The sequence below is a fragment of the Streptomyces sp. NPDC058758 genome, from assembly GCF_042746075.1.
In the GTDB taxonomy this organism is placed as follows: Bacteria; Actinomycetota; Actinomycetes; order Streptomycetales; family Streptomycetaceae; genus Streptomyces.
In genome coordinates this window covers 115,689-130,539 of sequence record NZ_JBHYPS010000015.1, presented here as the reverse complement: position 1 = coordinate 130,539, position 14,851 = coordinate 115,689, and the positions used below count along the sequence as shown (strand labels likewise).

Genomic DNA, 14,851 nt, shown 5'->3' with positions numbered 1-14,851 from the left:
GGACGAAGGTCCCCCCGCCACCCGGGACGTACGGGGTCTTGTCCACCCCCCGTTCCTGAAAGTATCTTTCAAGCGTGACCCATGACGTGAAGGAAACTTTCAGCGGCGAGACGGCCACCGCGCCCCCCGCACCCGCCGCCCTCGCCGCCAAGGTGAGGACCCTCTCCCCCTCCATGACCCGTTCCATGCAGCGGGTCGCCGAGGCCGTCGCCGGGGACCCCGCCGGGTGCGCCGCCCTCACGGTCACCGGACTCGCCGAGCTGACCGGCACCAGCGAGGCCACCGTCGTGCGCACCGCGCGGATCCTCGGCTACCCGGGCTACCGGGACCTGCGGCTCGCGCTCGCCGGGCTCGCCGCCCAGCAGCAGTCGGGGCGGGCCCCTTCCGTCACCGCCGACATCGCCGTCGACGACCCGGTCGCCGACGTCGTCGCCAAGCTCGCGCACGACGAGCGGCAGACCCTCGCCGACACCGCCGCCGGCCTCGACACCGTGCAGCTCGGCGCGGTCGCCGCCGCCTGCGCGACCGCCCGCCGGATCGACGTGTACGGCGTCGGCGCCTCCGGCCTCGTCGCCCAGGACCTCGTGCAGAAGCTGCTGCGGATCGGCCTGATCGCCCACGCGCACGGCGACCCGCACCTCGCCGTCACCAACGCCGTGCAGCTCCGCTCCGGCGACGTCGCCCTCGCGATCACCCACTCCGGCTCCACCGGCGACGTCATAGAACCGCTCCGGGTCGCCTTCGAGCACGGCGCCACCACCGTCGCGATCACCGGCCGCCCCGACGGCCCGGTCAGCCAGTACGCCGACCACGTGCTGACCACCTCCACCGCCCGCGAGAGCGAGCTGAGACCGGCCGCCATGTCGTCCCGCACCAGCCAACTCCTGGTCGTGGACTGCCTGTTCACCTGCGTCACCCAGCGCACGTACGAGACCGCGGCCCCTGCCCTCGCGGCCTCGTACGAAGCACTCGCCCACCGCCACTCCCCCCGCACCACCACCCGCTGACCCCGACCCCGCCGATCCGGGAAGAAAGCAGACGCGCCGTGTCCACCACGTACTCCGAACTCCGCGCCCAGCTGGCCACCCTCACCACCGAGGCCTTCCGCCCCGAACTGGCCGAGATCGACCGGCTGTCCACCCTGGAGATCGCCCGCACCATGAACGGCGAGGACCAGTCCGTCCCCGCCGCCGTCGCCCGCGAACTCCCCGCGATCGCCGCCGCCATCGACGCCACCGCCGAGCGGATGGCCCGCGGCGGGCGCCTGATCTACCTGGGCGCCGGCACCGCCGGGCGGCTCGGCGTCCTCGACGCCAGCGAGTGCCCGCCGACCTTCAACACCGACCCCTCCCAGGTCGTCGGCCTGATCGCGGGCGGCCCCTCCGCCATGGTCCGGGCCGTCGAGGGCGCCGAGGACTCCAAGGAGCTGGCCGCCGCCGACCTGGACGCGCTCGGCGTCGGCCCCGACGACACCGTCGTCGGCATCTCCGCCTCCGGCCGCACCCCGTACGCCATCGGCGCCGTCGAGCACGCCCGCGCCCTCGGCGCGCTCACCATCGGGCTGTCCTGCAACGCGGACAGCGCCCTCGCGGCCGCCGCCGAACACGGCATCGAGGTCGTCCCCGGCCCCGAACTCCTCACCGGCTCCACCCGGCTGAAGGCCGGCACGGCCCAGAAGCTCGTCCTCAACATGATCTCGACGATCACCATGATCCGGCTCGGCAAGACCTACGGGAACCTCATGGTCGACGTCCGCGCCTCCAACGAGAAGCTCCGGGCCCGCTCGCGCCGCATCGTCGCGCTCGCGACCGGCGCCCCCGACGAGCAGATCGAGGCCGCCCTCACCGCCGCCGAGGGAGAGGTGAAGAACGCCATCCTGATCATCCTCGCCGACGTCGACGCCGCCACCGCGGCGCAGCGCCTGAAGGACTCCCGCGGCCACCTGCGCGCAGCGCTGCACGCCACCGCCTGAGCCGCCCGCACCTCCCCCCACCCCCGCACCGAAGGCACCACCGCACCATGAGCACAGACGACAAGAACCGCGCCATCGCCGCCGCGATCCTCCCCCTCGTCGGCGGCGCCGGGAACATCGGCTCCGTGGCCCACTGCATGACCCGCCTCCGGCTGGGCCTGCGCGACCGCTCGCTCGTCCGGGACGAGGCCCTGAAGGCCCTGCCGTCCGTGATGGGTGTGGTGGAGGACGACACGTACCAGATCGTCCTGGGCCCCGGCACGGTCGCCCGCGTGACCCCCGCGTTCGAGGCCCTGGTGGCCGAGCAGGCGGCCGCCCCGGAGACCGCCCCGGCCCCCGCCGCCGACGGCCCGGCCGCCCGGGGCGCCGCCGACGGCCCCTCCGCCCCCACCGCCGACGACCTGGCCGCCCAGGGCGCCGCGATCAAGGCGGCCCGGAAGGCGAAGAACTCCACCCCCTTCAAGCTCTTCCTCCGCAGGATCGCGAACATCTTCGTCCCGCTGATCCCCGCCCTCATCGGCTGCGGCATCATCGCCGGCCTCAACGGCCTGCTCGTCAACCTCGGCTGGCTGCCCGGCGTCACCCCGGCCCTCGCCGCCATCGCCAGCGGCTTCATGGCCCTCATCGCGGTCTTCGTCGGCTACAACACGGCCAAGGAGTTCGGCGGCACGGCGATCCTCGGCGGCGCGGTCGCCGCCATCATCGTCTACGCGGGCGTGGCCAAGATCGAGGTCTTCGGCCAGACCCTCTCCCCCGGCCAGGGCGGTGTCCTCGGCGCGCTCGGCGCGGCCGTCCTCGCCGTGTACGTGGAGAAGTGGTGCCGCAGGTGGGTGCCCGAGTCCCTCGACGTCCTCGTCACCCCCACCCTCACCGTGCTGATCTCCGGCCTGGTCACCGTCTTCGGCCTGATGTTCGTCGCCGGCGAGGTCTCGCAGGGCATCGGCGACTTCGCCAACTGGCTCCTGGAGCACGCGGGCGCCGGCGCCGGCCTCGTCCTCGGCGGCCTCTTCCTGCCGCTGGTGATGCTCGGCCTGCACCAGGCCCTCATCCCCATCCACACCACGCTCATCGAACAGCAGGGCTACACCGTCCTCCTCCCCATCCTGGCGATGGCGGGCGCGGGCCAGGTCGGCGCGGCCATGGCCGTCTACCTCAAGCTCCCCCGCAACGGCTCGATCCGCCGCACCATCAAGTCCGCACTCCCGGCCGGCTTCCTCGGCGTCGGCGAACCGCTGATCTACGGCGTCTCGCTCCCGCTCGGCCGCCCCTTCGTCACCGCCTGCGTCGGCGGCGCGGCCGGCGGCGCCTTCATCGGCCTCTTCTCGATGCTCGGCGACAAGGTCGGCTCGACCGCGATCGGCCCGTCCGGCTGGGCGCTCTTCCCGCTCCTCGACGGCAACAAGGGCCTCGGCCCGACGATCGCGATCTACGCGGGCGGCCTGCTCGTCGGCTACCTCGTCGGCTTCGTCGCCACCTACTTCTGGGGCTTCAGCCGCACGATGATCGAGGAGTTCAACGTGGACCCGGAGGCGACGCCCGCCCCGGCCCCCGCCACCGCCACCCCGACGACCGGCCCCACCCCCAAGCCGAACCCGGAACCGGAGCCGGTGAAGGTCTGACCGGAGCGATACACCTCGTGCGCACGGCTCCGGCATACGGCTCCGGCATACGGCTCCTCCGCACGAACCGCCCGTACGCCCCTCCCGTACGCCCCCTTCCGCACACGCCCCCGAAGGACGAGGCCCCGACACCGGCACCGGCGGCCTGGGGCTCGCCGCCGCCGGCGCGGTCGACATCCCGCCCGCCCGGCACCGCCGCAACTCCCTCTGGCTCGCCTGACGGTGCCTAGACTCCGCAACCATGACGACCACGCACCACGACATCGCCGCGATCGCCGCCGACCTCGCCCCCACCGGGGTCCTGCGGGCGTCCATCAACCTCGGGAACCCGGTGCTCGCCCAGGGCACCTCGGAGGAGCCCGCCGGCATCACGGTCGACCTGGCACGGGAGATCGGCCGCCGGCTCGGACTGCCCGTCGAGACGCTCTGCTTCGACGCGGCGCGCAAGTCGTTCGAGGCGATGGCGGACGGCCGCGCCGACCTGTGCTTCCTCGCCGTCGACCCCGCCCGCGAGAAGGAGGTCGCGTTCACGTCCCCGTACGTCGTCATCGAGGGCGTGTACGCGGTCCCCCGCGACTCGCCGCTCGTCACCGTCGAGGACGTGGACGCGCCCGGCGTCCGCGTCGGCGTCAAGCAGGGCTCGGCGTACGACCTCCACCTCACCCGCACCCTCGCCCACGCCGCCGTCGTGCGGGGCGCGGAGGGCGTCGAGGTCTTCCGCGCCCTGGACCTGGAGGCCGGCGCGGGCATCCGCCAGCCGATGGCCGCCTACGTCGCCGCCCACCCCGAGGTCCGCCTGATCGACGGCCGCTTCATGGAGATCCGCCAGGCGGTCGGCACCACGACGACCAGGGCGCCGGAGACGGTCGCCTACCTCCGCGACCTCGTCGAGGACCTGAAGAGGAACGGCTTCGTCACCGACGCCCTGCGCCGCTCCCACCAGGACCCGGCCCTGGTGGCGCCCTGAGGGCCCCGCCCCCGAGCACCGCGCCCCCGAGCACCGGGCGCCCGGCAGCGGCGAGCACCCGGCAGCACCGGACACCCGGCACCGGCGGCGCCCCGGAGGGGGCTACGCCCCCAGCAGCGCCAGCAGCTCCGCCTCCCGCGCCGGGCTCAGCCCCGCCCTCCGCTCCCGGTCGAGGCCCTGCTCCCGCTCCCAGGCCAGGGTGTCGGCGATCAGCTCGGCGCGCGGGCGCTGGCGCAGCCCGGCGGCGGCCGCGGCGGCGCCCGAACGCGCCTGGAAGCCGCGCCAGTCCTCGGCCACGATCCACAGCGGCAGCGACTCGGGCCCCATGAACTCCTCGACGCCCTGCTCCAGCAGCCACGCCGACCCGGCCGGCACCACCGCGCCGCGGTGCCCGGCGGCGGCGCGGGACAGCTCGATCCACTCGCCGAGCGGCACGTTCGGCCCCACGGCGTCGTACGTGCCCGTCGTCCCCTTCTCCGCCGAGTCGAGGATCCAGTCGACGAGGTCCCGGACGTCGACGACCCGGGTCGGCAGCGCGGGCTCGTCCGGCACGAGCATCGGCGCCCCAGGGTCCCGGGCGGCCCGCGCCGCCCAGTACCCGGTCCGGCCGCTGACGTCCCCGGGCCCGCCGATGAGCCCCGCCCGCGCGACGAGCAGCCGGTCCCCGACGGCGGCGACGGACGCCAGCTCGCACGCGGCCTTGGCCTCCCCGTACAGCTCCCGCCCGACCTCGTCGAGTGCGGTCGGCTCCATGAGCGGCGCCGACTCGTCCGCCCCGACCTCCGCCTGCGAGGCGTACACGTTCCCGGACGACACGTACGTCCAGTGCCGGGCCCGCCCGCCGAGCGCCGCCAGCGCCCCCTTCACGAACCCCGGCTGCCAGGACACCTCGACCACCGCGTCCCAGTCCCGCCCGGCCGGCGCGTCGTACGCCCCCGGCTCCCGCCGGTCGGCCGCCACCAGTACGGCCCCCTCCGCCACGCCCCCGCTCTCCCCCCGCGCGAGACACGTCACCGCGTGCCCTCGCTCCAGCGCCCGCCGCGACACCTCGCGGCCTACCCATGCGGTCCCACCGAGAACCAGAATCTCCATGCCGCCCAGTCGACCACCGAACCCCCCGCCCCGGGAAAGAAGTTCGCCGCCCCCGCCGAAACCCCGCTCCGGCTGCCCCGCCCCACCCGGAGCCCCACCCCGAGAACTCCTCCCGACACACTCCGGAAACCCACCCCGGCCCGGCCCTGAAAGCCCCCTTCCCGGCCCGTCACACCCCCGTGAAGTCCCCTCCGCCGCCGCCCCGGCACCCCCGGTGGCCCCGCCTCCCGCACCTCCGTCACGCCCCCGCCCAAGCCTTCCCCTCCCCCTCCCCGGCACCCCCAACATCCCCTTTGACCTGGGCATTTACCCTCACCACCCCTATCCTGGAGGTCACGTCGAGGGGAGATCCACATGGCAGGGACGGACCGCGGGATCCGTACGGTCGAGGACGTACTGGCACTGCTGGACGGGCTGTTCGCGCCCACCGCCGACCGCTGGTCGGAAGGCGGGGCGGACTGGTGGGACGGCTTCTACGCGGACCGGGACCGGCCGGTGCCGTTCTTCGTCCCGAAGCCGGACGAGAACCTGGTGTCGTACCTGGACCGGGGACTGCTCACGGGCGGCGGCCGGGCACTCGACCTCGGCTGCGGCCCCGGCCGCAACTCCCTCCGCCTCGCCGCGCGCGGCTACGAGGTGGACGCCGTCGACCTCTCCGCGACCGCGATCCACTGGGCGGAGGAACGGGTCGGGGAGGCGGGCGTGTCCGGGGTCCGCTTCCACCACGGCGACGCCTTCGCGCCCGGCACGGTCGAGGGCCCGTACGACCTCGTGTACGACTCCGGCTGCTTCCACCACCTGCCGCCGCACCGCCGCGTCAGCTACCTGGCCCTCCTGGACCGCGTCCTGGCCCCCGGCGGCCACTTCGCCCTGACGGCGTTCGCGGCCGGGGAGGGCGGCATGGGCTCGGAGCGCCCCGACGCCGACTTCTACCGCGAGGGCACCCTGGAAGGCGGCCTCGCCTACACGGACACGTCCCTCCGCGCGATCTTCGCGGCGTACGAACCGGTCGAGGTCCGCCGCATGAGCCCCCAGCCCCCGGACTCGCCGCACTTCGGCGAGGGCTTCCTCTGGACGGCCCTCTTCCGCCGCCCGTAGCACCACGCGCGGGCGGGGGTAAACCGGTGGGCCCGGCCCGCGCCGCTCCCTACGCTGCCCCCATGGGAATCCGCCGCACCTCGTACGTGTGCCTCCCCTGCCGGGCCTCCTACAAGCAGGGCGACGACCATGGGCCCGAGCGCCGCTGCCCGCGGTGCGCGCAGCCGATGACCGGGGTCGGGTCGGCGTTCCGGCCGCCGAAGCGGCGGGACACCGAGGGGTGGCGCGTGCTGTCCGTCCTGCTGCACGCGGGCGTACGGTTCCACACCAGCTGCTGCCAGGGCTGCGGCCCGGGCTACCGCCCCCGCACCCTCGCCGAGGTGAAGGCGCGGGTGGCGTACGCGCGCCGGACCGGGGAGCCGCTCGCGAAGGCGCTCGTCCGGCCGGTGGTCTGAGTCCGGCCCCGGCCCGTCCGGGAACGCGCCGAGGGCGGCACCCCCCGCGTGGGGAGTACCGCCCTCGGCGTTCGCGTTCGACTCGCGTCAGCGGTGAACTGCCGATCCCGGAGGATCAGAAGTCCATGTCACCGCCCGGCATGCCGCCGCCGGCCGGGGCCGCGGCCTTCTCCGGCTTGTCGGCGATGACGGCCTCGGTGGTGAGGAAGAGCGCGGCGATCGACGCGGCGTTCTGCAGCGCGGAGCGCGTCACCTTGGCCGGGTCGATGATGCCCTCGGCGACCAGGTCGACGTACTCGCCGGTCGCGGCGTTGAGGCCGTGGCCCGGGGTCAGGTTGCGCACCTTCTCGACCACGACGCCGCCCTCGAGGCCGGCGTTGACCGCGATCTGCTTGATCGGGGCCTCCAGGGCGAGCTTGACGATCGCGGCACCGGTGGCCTCGTCGCCGTCCAGCTCCAGCTTCTCGAAGACGCTGGAGGCCTGGAGCAGGGCCACGCCACCGCCGGCGACGATGCCCTCCTCGACGGCCGCCTTGGCGTTGCGCACGGCGTCCTCGATGCGGTGCTTGCGCTCCTTGAGCTCGACCTCGGTCGCGGCACCGGCCTTGATGACCGCCACGCCGCCGGCGAGCTTCGCGAGGCGCTCCTGGAGCTTCTCGCGGTCGTAGTCGGAGTCGCTGTTCTCGATCTCGGCGCGGATCTGGTTCACGCGGCCCGCGACCTGCTCGCTGTCACCGGCACCGTCGACGATGGTGGTTTCGTCCTTGGTGATGACGACCTTGCGGGCGCGGCCCAGCAGGTCGAGACCGGCCGACTCCAGCTTGAGGCCGACCTCCTCGGAGATGACCGTGCCGCCGGTGAGGATGGCGATGTCCTGGAGCATGGCCTTGCGGCGGTCGCCGAAGCCCGGGGCCTTGACCGCGACGGAGCGGAAGGTGCCGCGGATCTTGTTGACGACCAGGGTCGACAGGGCCTCGCCCTCGACGTCCTCGGCGATGATCAGCAGCGGCTTGCCCGACTGCATGACCTTCTCCAGGAGCGGGAGGAGGTCCTTCACGGAGGAGATCTTGGAGTTGACGATGAGGATGTACGGGTCCTCGAGCGCGGCCTCCATGCGCTCCATGTCGGTCGCGAAGTACGCCGAGATGTAGCCCTTGTCGAAGCGCATGCCCTCGGTGAGCTCCAGCTCCAGACCGAAGGTCTGGGACTCCTCGACCGTGATGACGCCTTCCTTGCCGACCTTGTCCATCGCCTCGGCGATGAGCTCGCCGATCTGGGTGTCGGCGGCGGAGATGGAGGCGGTGGAGGCGATCTGCTCCTTCGTCTCGACCTCCTTCGCCTGGTCGAGCAGGGCGCCGGAGACGGCCTCGACGGCCTTCTCGATGCCGCGCTTGAGGGCCATCGGGTTGGCACCGGCGGCGACGTTGCGGAGGCCCTCGCGGACGAGCGCCTGGGCGAGGACGGTGGCGGTGGTCGTGCCGTCGCCGGCGACGTCGTCCGTCTTCTTGGCGACTTCCTTGACCAGCTCGGCGCCGATCTTCTCGTACGGGTCCTCGAGCTCGATCTCCTTGGCGATGGAGACACCATCGTTGGTGATCGTGGGGGCGCCCCACTTCTTCTCGAGGACGACGTTGCGGCCCTTGGGGCCGAGGGTGACCTTGACGGCGTCAGCGAGCTGGTTCATGCCGCGCTCGAGACCGCGCCGGGCCTCCTCGTCGAACGCGATGATCTTGGCCATGTGAAGTGGTCCTCCCGGACATGGGGTGGATAACGCTCCAGGACCGCGCCGACGCCCGCGACGGACGGCCTCCGCGCTCCGCGTGGTTCCTTGCCCCACCCGGGTCGGCGGCCTCGTCTGCCCGATCCTCGTAGCACTCTCACCTTCCGAGTGCTAACGCCAATGATTAGCACTCGACCCATGCGAGTGCAAGCGACTCTCGTGGATCGGGCACCTCCACGCCACCTCCCCGGGGCGCCCCCGGGGCGCGCGCCCGCACCCCGCGGCCGGCGGCCCCGCCCCGTGCCCCGGAACGCGCCGGAACTCCTCCGAACTCCCCCGAACCGCCTCCGGACGGCTCCGGACGCCTCCGCACCGCCCGCGAACGCCCCGGAACGCGTCGAGGGGCCCGCATCCCTGAGGATGCGGGCCCCTCGACGGCGTTGGCGTCGGTGGCCGATCGCGTCGCGCTCAGGCGGTCACCTTGACCATGTCCGCCTGCGGACCCTTCTGGCCCTGCGAGATCTCGAACTCGACTCGCTGGCCCTCTTCGAGGCTGCGGTACCCATCCATCTGGATGGCGCTGTAGTGGACGAAAACATCCGCACCACCGTCGACCGCGATGAAGCCGTAGCCCTTCTCCGCGTTGAACCACTTGACGGTGCCCTGAGCCATGCCTAACTCCCCTATTACTTACTGGCCCTTGCGCGGACCCGCACTTCACGGACCCGGGTCAGAACCTGCGCCGGAACGCGTCGACCGCCGCTGAATGTATCTGTCCAACTGCCCTCTGCAACAGGGCAATCCGCCGGGAATTCTGGGCGGCACGGAAAGGGGAATCGGGAAGAAATCCCTGAATTGCGGGGCAACTCGGGCCGGGCGAAAGGCGCATAAGGGGCAGAGTGTGCGCGCTTTCCGGCCGCCGGTTGTCGCATTCTCGTCAGGTCCGGACCCGCGCTCATATGCGTCCGGCATGAGCGGCCGAGGGCACTTCCCCAACTCTACCGCGCTCAACCATGCAGAATTGCCCCCTCCGCTTTCTCTCGCGGAAGGGGCAATTCAGTACCGACCGGTAAGGCGGCCGGGCCGTGCGGGGTGATCAGCAGCCGCCGGCGACCGCCGGGATGATGGAGACGCCCGCGCCGTCCGGCGTCGCGGTCTCCAGGCCCTGCTCGAAGCGGACGTCGTCGTCGTTCACGTAGACGTTCACGAAGCGGCGCAGCTTGCCCTGGTCGTCCAGGACGCGGGCGGCGATGCCCGTGTGGTTCTTCTCCAGGTCGGCGATGACCTCGGCGAGGGTCGCGCCCTCGGCGGGGACCTCGGACTGCCCGCCGGTGTAGGTGCGGAGGATGGTGGGGATGCGGACGTTCACGGCCATGGTGGCTTCACGGACCTTTCAGTGGGCCAGGCCCGCGTCGCGGAACGCGTCCAGGCTCGGGCGGATGGTGGCGGTCGCCTGAGAACTGTCGGCCACGGCGTCCAGGGTCTTGAGCCCGTCGCCGGTGTTGAGGACGACGGTGGTGAGCTCCGGGTCGATGAGGCCGGCCTCGACGAGCTTGCGGGTCACGCCGACGGTCACGCCGCCCGCGGTCTCGGCGAAGATGCCCTCGGTGCGGGCGAGCAGCTTGATCGCGTCGACGACCTGCTCGTCGTTCACGTCCTCCACGGCGCCGCCGGTGCGGCGGGCGATGTCGAGGACGTAGGGGCCGTCGGCCGGGTTGCCGATCGCGAGGGACTTGGCGATGGTGTTCGGCTTCTGCGGGCGGACCACGTCGTGGCCGGCCTTGAAGGCGGTGGAGACCGGGGAGCAGCCCTCGGCCTGGGCGCCGAAGATCTTGTACGGCTTGTCCTCGACCAGGCCCAGCTTGACGAGCTCCTGGAGACCCTTGTCGATCTTGGTGAGCTGGGAGCCGGAGGCGATCGGGATGACGAGCTGGTCGGGGAGGACCCAGCCGAGCTGCTCGCAGATCTCGTACGCGAGCGTCTTGGAGCCCTCGCCGTAGTACGGGCGCAGGTTGACGTTCACGAAGCCCCAGCCCTCGCCGAGCGGGTCGCCGATGAGCTCCGAGCAGAAGCGGTTCACGTCGTCGTAGTTGCCCTCGATGGCGACGAGGTCGCCGCCGTAGACACCGGCCATGACGACCTTGCCCTGCTCCAGGTCGTGCGGGATGAACACGCAGGAGCGGAAGCCGGCGCGGGCGGCGGCGGCGCCGACGGCGCCGGCCAGGTTGCCGGTGGAGGAGCAGGAGAGGGTGGTGAAGCCGAAGGCGCGGGCGGCCTCGATGGCCTGGGCGACGACCCGGTCCTTGAAGGAGTGGGTCGGGTTGCCGGAGTCGTCCTTGACGAAGAGCCTGCCGGGGGCGACGCCGATCTCGCGGGCGAGGTTGTCGGCCTTGACGAGCGGGGTCCAGCCGGGGTTCAGGTTCGGCTTCTCGGCGACGTCGGCGGGGACGGGCAGCAGGGGCGCGTACCGCCAGATGTTCGCGGGGCCGGCCTCGATCCGCTTGCGCAGCGCCTCGGGGTCGCCGAGCGGCAGCTCGTAGGCGACTTCGAGGGGGCCGAAGCAGAGTTCGCAGGCGAAGATCGGGCCGAGGGCGAAGACCTGGCCGCATTCGCGACAGGAAAGGCCGGACGCGGGGCCGAGATCGATGGTGGAGGCGGTGGTGTCGGCAGCGGCGGTTGCGGGTGCGACGGTGTTTACAGCCATGGAGGCGAGGCCCTTTCTCCTCATCTTTCCCATGACGAATTGTTCGCCATGAGACGGATTTGGCACCTTCCCTAGCCGGGGGCCTCGCGGGTGCAAGACGAACCGACTGGAGGGTTGCCGGGGCTTCAACGGGCCGTATCCCTCTGCCCCTCTGGATGAGCGGTATTCGATTGTGAGACGCGGGTGGGACCCCGACATGCATCGGGCATCCGCGTTGTTCAAGACTGTAACCGAAGGCTTCGAAGGTGGAGACGGTCGTCCGATCCGCGAGATGGAGATCACGTTGCTGGAAGAAGTGGAGCGCTGGCTGGACCGGCGGTCCTGGTCCGTGTCCGACCGGCCCCTGGAGCGGGTCCTCGCCGCCAAGCGGGGGACGACGGTCAGCGTGGTGCTGCCCGCGCTGAACGAGGAGGCGACCGTCGGGGACATCGTCGGCGTGATCCGGCGCGAGCTGATGGGCCCGGCCGCCCCGCTCGTGGACGAGCTCGTGGTGATCGACTCGGGCTCCACGGACGGCACGGCGAAGGCCGCGGCGGCGGCCGGCGCGCGCGTGGTCGCCCGCGACGACGTGCTCCCCCGGATCCCGGCGGTGCCCGGCAAGGGCGAGGTCCTGTGGCGGTCACTCATGGTGACGACCGGGGAGGTGGTCTGCTTCGTCGACGCGGACCTCAGGGACTTCTCGGCGGACTTCGTCACCGGCATCGTGGGCCCGCTGCTCACCGACCCGGACGTGGAGTTCGTCAAGGCGATGTACGACCGCCCCTTCGGCGACGCCCCAGGTCAGGGCGGTCGCGTGACGGAGCTGGTGGCCCGCCCGCTGCTCAATCTGCACTGGCCGCGCCTGGCCGGCTTCGTGCAGCCGCTGGGCGGCGAGTACGCGGCCCGCCGCTCGCTGCTCGAACGGCTCCCCTTCCCGGTCGGTTACGGAGTGGAGCTGGGCCTCCTCGTCGACGCGCTGCACACGGTGGGCCTGGACGCGCTCGCGCAGGTCGACGTGGGGGTGCGCAAGCACCGGCACCAGGACGGGCAGGCGCTGGGCCGGATGGCGGCGGCGATCTACCGGACGGCGCAGCTGCGGCTGTCCCGGGGGCACCTCGTCCGCCCCCGGCTGACCCAGTTCGAGCGGGGCGAGAGCGGCTTCGAGCCGCGGACGTACGCGGTGGACACGGAGGAGCGCCCGCCGATGGCCGAGATCACGGAGTACGCGCACCGTCGCGTGGCGTAACGTCCGCAGATGATGGGCTTTGCCTACATTGCCCTTTTATGCGCTTCGTACGATCTCACCCCGTCCGCCGGCGCGGGGCGGGCCCCGCCCGCCTGTTCGGGGCGGTCCTGCTCGCCGCGGGCACGCTCTCGCCGTCGGCGGCGGCGGCCGGTCCGGCCGCCGCCGTCGCCGATGCCGCCGATGCCGTCGTCGAACCCGTCGTCGAACCCGTCGTCGAACCCGTCGGGCAGCGGTACCAGCAGCCCCGGTACGACGACGTCACCACCGCCGACCCGACCCCCTCCGTGGCCACCACCGCCGGCCCGACCCCCTCGCCCTCCGTGGCCACCACCGCGGTGCCGGCACCCGGCCCCGGCCCCGGCACCACCGGCGGCGGCGCAGGCGGCTCGATGGCCGGAACCGGCTCCCACGGCGAGCGGCTGTGGCTGCTCGGCGCGCTGGCGGTCGTCCTCGCGGCGACGGGCCTGGTCGCGAAGGCGGCGATGCGCGGCCGCCGGATCCGCTAGGCGGCCGGCGCCGGGCGCGCGGGCCGTCCGTATCCGGCCGACCGCTGACCGTATACGTACGTTTGAGCGTTTACGGGACGGGCTAGGTTCGCCACATGGCTTCCGTACTCGTGGCATCGAACCGAGGGCCCGTCTCGTACACGCTCGGTGACGACGGCACCCTCTCCTCCCGCAGGGGCGGCGGCGGCCTCGTCTCCGGCCTGAGCGCCGTGGACTCCCAGGACAGCCTCTGGGTGTGCGCGGCGCTCGGCGACGGCGACCGGGAGGCCGTCCGGCGCGGGGTCGCCGAGCCGGGGGTCCGGATGCTCGACATCGACCCGGAGGTGTACGCCGACGCGTACAACGGCATCGCGAACTCGGTGCTGTGGTTCCTCCACCACCACCTGTACGACATCCCGCGCGAGCCCGTCTTCGACGCCGCCTTCCGCCGCCGCTGGGCCTCCTACCGCGCCTACAACCGCGCCTTCGCCGAGACCCTGGCGGCCGAGGCCTCGGAGGGCGCGGCGGTCCTGGTGCAGGACTACCACCTGGCCCTCGTCCCCGGCATGCTCCGCGAGCTGCGGCCCGACCTCAGGATCGGGCACTTCACGCACACGCCGTGGGCGTCCTCCGAGTACCTGCGGATGGTGCCGGACGACATCGTCGAGGAGCTGCTGTGGGGCATGCTCGGCGCGGACGAGCTGGGTTTCCACACCTGGGGATGGGCCGACCACTTCATCGGCTGCTGCTCCGGGCGGGACGACTCCACCGGCACCTCCGAGGGCGTCCGGCCGAGCGGCGACCCCTGGCACGGGGTGCGGTGGCGCCGCCACGACACCGGGAAGGGCCGCACCCGGGTCCGGGTGTACGCGCTCGGCGTCGACGGCGACGACCTGCGGGCCCTCGCCCACCGCCCCCAGGTCGACGACCGGCTGGCCCGGCTGCGCGAGGAGGTCGGCGGCCGGAAGACCATCGTCCGCGTCGACCGCACCGAACTCTCGAAGAACATCCTCCGCGGCCTCCTGGCCTACCGGGAGCTCCTCACCACCCACCCCGAGTGGCACGACCGGGTCGTCCACCTCGCCTCCGCCTACCCCTCCCGCCAGGACCTGGAGTCCTACCGCGCCTACACGGCGTCGGTGGTCGAGCTGGCCGAGGAGATCAACGCCGAGTTCGGCACCGCGGACTGGCAGCCCGTCCTCGTCTCCGTCGAGGACGACTTCACCCGCTCCCTCGCCGCCTACCGCCTCGCCGACGTGGCCCTGGTCAACCCGGTCCGCGACGGCATGAACCTGGTGGCGAAGGAGATACCCGTGGTCTCCGACGAGGGCTGCGCCCTGGTCCTGTCCACCGGCGCGGGCGCCCACCGCGAGCTGGGCAAGGACGCCCTCACCGTCGACCCCTTCGACGTCTCGGGCACGGCCGAGGCCCTCCACGCGGCCCTCACCATGCCGCCCGCCGAGCGCGCCGAACGCACCAAGCGCCTGGCCGAAGCCGCCACCGCCCTCCCCCCGCAGCGCTGGTTCCTCGACCAGCTCGAAGCCCTGCGCGCCCCCTCGGACTGACCCGGCGGT

The 14,851-nt window shown here is 72.8% G+C and carries 14 protein-coding genes and 1 riboswitch; of the genes, 9 read left to right on the top strand and 5 right to left on the bottom strand.

All coding sequences use genetic code 11. From position 1 onward, the window contains the following. Positions 1 to 74: 74 nt before the first annotated feature. The 4 genes from ACFW6A_RS20090 (at position 75) to ACFW6A_RS20075 (ending at position 4,558) form a co-directional block, all read left to right on the top strand. Positions 75 to 1,007, top strand: a complete 933-nt coding sequence (locus ACFW6A_RS20090; protein ID WP_351841253.1) for a MurR/RpiR family transcriptional regulator — start codon at positions 75 to 77, stop codon at positions 1,005 to 1,007. 38 nt (positions 1,008 to 1,045) lie between these two features. Then, a complete protein-coding gene (murQ, locus tag ACFW6A_RS20085) occupies positions 1,046 to 1,972 on the top strand; it encodes an N-acetylmuramic acid 6-phosphate etherase (protein ID WP_351841255.1) in 927 nt (308 codons plus the stop codon). 47 nt (positions 1,973 to 2,019) lie between these two features. Beyond that, positions 2,020 to 3,591 (top strand): PTS transporter subunit EIIC, encoded by a 1,572-nt coding sequence (locus ACFW6A_RS20080; protein WP_351841257.1) that lies wholly within the window; start codon positions 2,020 to 2,022, stop codon positions 3,589 to 3,591. Between the two features lie 241 nt (positions 3,592 to 3,832). Then, entirely contained in the window at positions 3,833 to 4,558 is a 726-nt protein-coding gene (locus ACFW6A_RS20075; protein WP_386641685.1) for a transporter substrate-binding domain-containing protein, read from the top strand. 102 nt (positions 4,559 to 4,660) lie between these two features. Here ACFW6A_RS20075 and ACFW6A_RS20070 read toward each other — a convergent pair whose 3' ends face one another. Then, positions 4,661 to 5,650 (bottom strand): oxidoreductase, encoded by a 990-nt coding sequence (locus ACFW6A_RS20070; RefSeq protein WP_351841261.1) that lies wholly within the window; start codon positions 5,648 to 5,650, stop codon positions 4,661 to 4,663. Positions 5,651 to 6,004: 354 nt separating this feature from the next. Between ACFW6A_RS20070 and ACFW6A_RS20065 the strand changes: the two genes are divergently transcribed. Further along, positions 6,005 to 6,748 (top strand): class I SAM-dependent methyltransferase, encoded by a 744-nt coding sequence (locus tag ACFW6A_RS20065; protein ID WP_386641682.1) that lies wholly within the window; start codon positions 6,005 to 6,007, stop codon positions 6,746 to 6,748. Positions 6,749 to 6,810: 62 nt separating this feature from the next. Further along, positions 6,811 to 7,143 carry a deoxyxylulose-5-phosphate synthase gene (locus tag ACFW6A_RS20060; RefSeq protein WP_351843993.1) on the top strand — a complete coding sequence of 111 codons (333 nt, stop codon included), beginning with the start codon at positions 6,811 to 6,813 and terminating at the stop codon, positions 7,141 to 7,143. 115 nt (positions 7,144 to 7,258) lie between these two features. Here ACFW6A_RS20060 and groL read toward each other — a convergent pair whose 3' ends face one another. From groL to thrC, 4 genes are all read right to left on the bottom strand, one after another. After that, a complete protein-coding gene (gene groL / locus ACFW6A_RS20055; RefSeq protein WP_031012284.1) occupies positions 7,259 to 8,881 on the bottom strand; it encodes a chaperonin GroEL in 1,623 nt (540 codons plus the stop codon). A 450-nt stretch (positions 8,882 to 9,331) separates the two neighbouring features. Then, positions 9,332 to 9,535 carry a cold-shock protein gene (locus tag ACFW6A_RS20050; protein ID WP_030498267.1) on the bottom strand — a complete coding sequence of 68 codons (204 nt, stop codon included), beginning with the start codon at positions 9,533 to 9,535 and terminating at the stop codon, positions 9,332 to 9,334. 424 nt (positions 9,536 to 9,959) lie between these two features. Then, a complete protein-coding gene (locus ACFW6A_RS20045; RefSeq protein ID WP_351843997.1) occupies positions 9,960 to 10,238 on the bottom strand; it encodes a MoaD/ThiS family protein in 279 nt (92 codons plus the stop codon). Positions 10,239 to 10,256: 18 nt separating this feature from the next. After that, positions 10,257 to 11,567 carry a threonine synthase gene (gene thrC, locus ACFW6A_RS20040; protein ID WP_351843999.1) on the bottom strand — a complete coding sequence of 437 codons (1,311 nt, stop codon included), beginning with the start codon at positions 11,565 to 11,567 and terminating at the stop codon, positions 10,257 to 10,259. Positions 11,568 to 11,584: 17 nt separating this feature from the next. After that, positions 11,585 to 11,729: riboswitch (SAM riboswitch) on the bottom strand. A gap of 121 nt (positions 11,730 to 11,850) precedes the next feature. Between thrC and ACFW6A_RS20035 the strand changes: the two genes are divergently transcribed. From ACFW6A_RS20035 to ACFW6A_RS20025, 3 genes are all read left to right on the top strand, one after another. Beyond that, positions 11,851 to 12,792 (top strand): glucosyl-3-phosphoglycerate synthase, encoded by a 942-nt coding sequence (locus ACFW6A_RS20035; RefSeq protein WP_351844222.1) that lies wholly within the window; start codon positions 11,851 to 11,853, stop codon positions 12,790 to 12,792. A gap of 38 nt (positions 12,793 to 12,830) precedes the next feature. Continuing rightward, positions 12,831 to 13,298, top strand: coding sequence for a hypothetical protein (locus ACFW6A_RS20030; RefSeq protein WP_351844002.1), 468 nt, complete (start codon positions 12,831 to 12,833; stop codon positions 13,296 to 13,298). Between the two features lie 95 nt (positions 13,299 to 13,393). Next, positions 13,394 to 14,842: a trehalose-6-phosphate synthase gene (locus tag ACFW6A_RS20025; protein ID WP_351844004.1), complete on the top strand. Its 1,449-nt coding sequence runs from the start codon at positions 13,394 to 13,396 to the stop codon at positions 14,840 to 14,842. The last annotated feature ends 9 nt before the right edge of the window (positions 14,843 to 14,851 follow it).

Bases quoted from the DNA above. Each gene is read 5' to 3' on its own strand.
- ACFW6A_RS20080 (WP_351841257.1), top strand. From the start codon at position 2,020: ATGAGCACAGACGACAAGAACCGCGCCATCGCCGCCGCGATCCTCCCC.
- ACFW6A_RS20075 (WP_386641685.1), top strand. From the start codon at position 3,833: ATGACGACCACGCACCACGACATCGCCGCGATCGCCGCCGACCTCGCC.
- ACFW6A_RS20065 (WP_386641682.1), top strand. From the start codon at position 6,005: ATGGCAGGGACGGACCGCGGGATCCGTACGGTCGAGGACGTACTGGCA.
- ACFW6A_RS20030 (WP_351844002.1), top strand. From the start codon at position 12,831: ATGCGCTTCGTACGATCTCACCCCGTCCGCCGGCGCGGGGCGGGCCCC.
- thrC (WP_351843999.1), bottom strand. From the start codon at position 11,567: ATGGCTGTAAACACCGTCGCACCCGCAACCGCCGCTGCCGACACCACC.
- ACFW6A_RS20060 (WP_351843993.1), top strand. From the start codon at position 6,811: ATGGGAATCCGCCGCACCTCGTACGTGTGCCTCCCCTGCCGGGCCTCC.
- groL (WP_031012284.1), bottom strand. From the start codon at position 8,881: ATGGCCAAGATCATCGCGTTCGACGAGGAGGCCCGGCGCGGTCTCGAG.
- ACFW6A_RS20070 (WP_351841261.1), bottom strand. From the start codon at position 5,650: ATGGAGATTCTGGTTCTCGGTGGGACCGCATGGGTAGGCCGCGAGGTG.
- ACFW6A_RS20045 (WP_351843997.1), bottom strand. From the start codon at position 10,238: ATGGCCGTGAACGTCCGCATCCCCACCATCCTCCGCACCTACACCGGC.
- ACFW6A_RS20025 (WP_351844004.1), top strand. From the start codon at position 13,394: ATGGCTTCCGTACTCGTGGCATCGAACCGAGGGCCCGTCTCGTACACG.
- ACFW6A_RS20050 (WP_030498267.1), bottom strand. From the start codon at position 9,535: ATGGCTCAGGGCACCGTCAAGTGGTTCAACGCGGAGAAGGGCTACGGC.